This is a genomic window from Rhodococcus sp. IEGM1339 (assembly GCF_050321925.1).
Classification (GTDB): domain Bacteria; phylum Actinomycetota; class Actinomycetes; order Mycobacteriales; family Mycobacteriaceae; genus Rhodococcus; species Rhodococcus pyridinivorans.
In genome coordinates this window covers 1-1,149 of sequence record NZ_JBNQFT010000063.1, presented here as the reverse complement: position 1 = coordinate 1,149, position 1,149 = coordinate 1, and the positions used below count along the sequence as shown (strand labels likewise).

The 1,149-nt window shown below is 62.3% G+C and carries 1 protein-coding gene; it reads right to left on the bottom strand.

Features of this window, described 5'->3' with window-relative positions; genetic code table 11:
* The gene (locus ACQR3U_RS23340; RefSeq protein WP_230811612.1) at positions 1-1,101 is read right to left on the bottom strand and encodes an IS630 family transposase; all 1,101 of its coding nucleotides are present in this window, start codon (positions 1,099-1,101) and stop codon (positions 1-3) included.
* Positions 1,102-1,149: the final 48 nt, after the last annotated feature.

Sequence of the window (1,149 nt, the reverse complement as noted above, 5' to 3'; positions counted from 1 at the left end):
CTAGTGGTCTGTCTGCGATTTGATCTGGTTAAGGGCTTCGCGTCCGCGACGGGCCTTCTCGATGATCGACTCGGCGGTGGCCTTCCAAACGAACGGTTGTGGATCGAGGTTCCAATGGGTAGCCCACACGGTGATGGCGTCGGTGAGCTCGGCGACGTTGGAGAAACTGCCCCGACGCAGACGTTTGTCGGTCAGTTCCTTGAACCAACGTTCGACCAGATTCAGCCACGAACTCGACGTCGGCGTGAAGTGCAGGTGCCAGCGTCGACGGTCCTTGTGGGCCAACCATTTCTGAATCTCCGGTGTCTTGTGTGTCGAGAGATTATCGAGGACGACATGCACTCCCAGCCCACGTGGGACGGTGGCATCTATCTGCTTGAAGAACCGCAGCACGTCGGCACCGGCGTGTCCTTTCCGCAGATCGGTGAGCACCTCACCGGTGGCGATGTTCATCGCCGCGAACAGGTCGATGGTGCCGTTGCGTTTGTAGTCATGTGTCATCGTGCCGGCGCGGCCCTTCTTCATCGGCAACGACGGCTGCGTGCGGTCGAGAGCCTGACACTGGGTCTTCTCGTCGAAGCAGAACACCACCGCCCGCGCCGGCGGATTCAGGTACAAACCCACGACGTCGACGAGTTTGTCCTCGAAGTGCGGATCATTGCTCACCTTGAACGTCTCCACCCGCCACGGGGCCAGACCGTGATCGGCCCAGATCCTGGCCACCGAATCCTTGCCGATCCCCAATCGGGCGGCGAGGGTGCGGGTACTCCAGTGCGTCGAACCGTCGGCAGGTCGTTCCGTGTGGGTGATCCGCAGGACCTCCTCGACCGTCCCCGGCGGCAAACCCGGCTTGCGGCCCCGACCCTTCGCGATCACCCCGACACCATCGACGCCCTTGTCGGCGAACCGTTTCCGCCAGCGGCGCACGGTGTCTGAGTCCACTCCGCACCGACGAGCGATCTCCTCATTGGCGACACCGTCGCAGGCCAGCAGCAAACCCCGCGCTTGGAGGACCTGCCGATGCGGCAGCGATGTCGATGCGGCCATCCGCGCCAGTTCCACACGCTGGGTATCGGTTGCAGGCATGGCCGCCGCAGTCATGACAGGCATACTACAATCTACCGTATTATTTCGCAGACAGACCACTAG

What these genes read in the sequence shown, in the direction of transcription:
- ACQR3U_RS23340 (WP_230811612.1), bottom strand. Translation starts at nt 1,101, where the DNA reads ATGACTGCGGCGGCCATGCCTGCAACCGATACCCAGCGTGTGGAACTG.